The sequence below is a fragment of the Caballeronia novacaledonica genome (assembly GCF_900258035.1).
GTDB classification, from domain to species: Bacteria; Pseudomonadota; Gammaproteobacteria; order Burkholderiales; family Burkholderiaceae; genus Caballeronia; species Caballeronia novacaledonica.
Genome location: NZ_OGTP01000056.1, coordinates 1 through 1,757, shown reverse-complemented (window position 1 = coordinate 1,757; position 1,757 = coordinate 1). Strand labels below are relative to the sequence as shown.

General features: G+C 55.5%; 1 protein-coding gene. It reads left to right on the top strand.

Annotation, left to right across the window (positions count from 1 at the left end):
- Positions 1-694 precede the first annotated feature (694 nt).
- The gene (locus NOV72_RS31675) at positions 695-1,228 is read left to right on the top strand and encodes a hypothetical protein (protein WP_106858438.1); all 534 of its coding nucleotides are present in this window, start codon (positions 695-697) and stop codon (positions 1,226-1,228) included.
- The last annotated feature ends 529 nt before the right edge of the window (positions 1,229-1,757 follow it).

Sequence of the window (1,757 nt, the reverse complement as noted above, 5' to 3'; positions counted from 1 at the left end):
AGGCGTGACACCAAAACAGCGGCTCACTGCCGCAGCATAGTCTACTTCCGACCCGCGTTATTAGCGGGGGGATTACCATGGCAAACCTCTGCGCGTATCGATTGTCGCTCAACGTTCCAGGTGTTGACGCCTGACAGCGACTTCGTTTTGAATGGCGGAATGCCCATACCGGGCAACAAAAGTGTAGGCGACTTAAAGGCTATATGTTGAGCTAAAATAAGCCAATTGAAAAACGACGTGTGCGTAGCACTTTCTCCCGACAATACCATCCGAAGTCTCCTACATTTCCGGGGCGGTTCATAGCGCTCTATCCGCCTTGGCCGCGCGTGCGCGCCGGCGCGAAAAGGCGCCTCCAGACATCGAAGGCGCGGGAAAGAGATGCTACTTGATCAGTCTCGGCCGTCGCAGCGGTGCGCGACGCGTGTTGGGAACTCGTACCCAAGACGCTCGCGCAACGAATGCACGTGTGCCCGCATTGCGGCCATACTAGCCGCGCCGCCCAACATCCGTGGGCGACGTACTCGTGGTCCAGGTCGCTGACGAACGCGATCAAGCATACGGCGTTTCTCAGGGTGGGTTCGCACCGGTCAGCTTTGGCTGAGATCGCCGGAAAAGTGGCGAATGAGTAAGCTTGTTTTTCGTTCACTCCTTGCCTAACCTTTCTCCAAGCTGCCATCCCAGAAAGGAGATTGCGATGAACTTCGAAGTTGTCGTCAGTCCCTTCGTCGACCACTGCTGCAAAAACGTCGGGGCACGCATTCTTGTCTCACTCGATGGAGTTGGCGTCACAGGCTTGCGCCGGAACGATTTCAGCCTGTACGTTCCGGCGCAGCACGAAGCGGACGGCTTTGATGAGTCGCTGTGGGGCTGGCGGTTCGAGTTCTCGCACCTGGAAAGCGCAATCCTCGAGCGGACGGACTCCCCACAGATGCGCGGCCTGTACGATGCGCAGCTCCAGTCAGAAGATGTGATCGAAGATGTGTTAGATCCGCGCTGGGCAGAAGGAAATTACTACGGGATTCTGACGGTGACGCATACCGTTGAAGTGGTCATCGGCACCGCGGGCCCCTCACGGGTGATCTGGCCGGGGACGAAACCACATGACATGCTTGTGTTTGGACCGCAGACGTTGGTTGCCCGGACGAATTTTTCGTTCTATGTTCCGGCTCAACCGTTAGACTGCATTCCAGGGACCCACCCCTCCACCATTCCAGGAGGCGGTGCTTGACGTTGTAGCGCGGCAGGTACGCGTATCGCGTCACATCTAGAAGCGGCTCGTGACATAGAGAAGAGCCATCTTCGACGGCATAGTTGCCAGTTCTGAGAACGTTTTCGGCGAACCGAAGTGGAATTCCTCGTGCATACATTTGTATGTGCTACGAAATAACGCGCGAATCAACTTTTTTCCCTCTATATTAGTTCCGCGTGCCACCGATAGCAGGTCGCAAACCCAGCCGGTTTTTATGCCTTGAAATAGCCGCCCATTTTCGTTAAACGTAACAGAGACAGGTGGGCTGTACACCCGCCTCGTCTGCCAAGTCTTCATAGGCGCTCATCCGGACGGGCCACTGATAGCGATAGCGATACTCACCGTGCAAATGAACGCGATCGCACTTTTAATGCCGAGGGTTCGGCTAGCATCCGGAGATACTAATGGCTACCGGTAATCCGCCCGTCCAATAAGCGGGATCAGAAGTAGAATTTCCAGCAAAGGGAGTTCTACGCAATGAAGAAGTCGAAGTTCACAGACAGCCAGA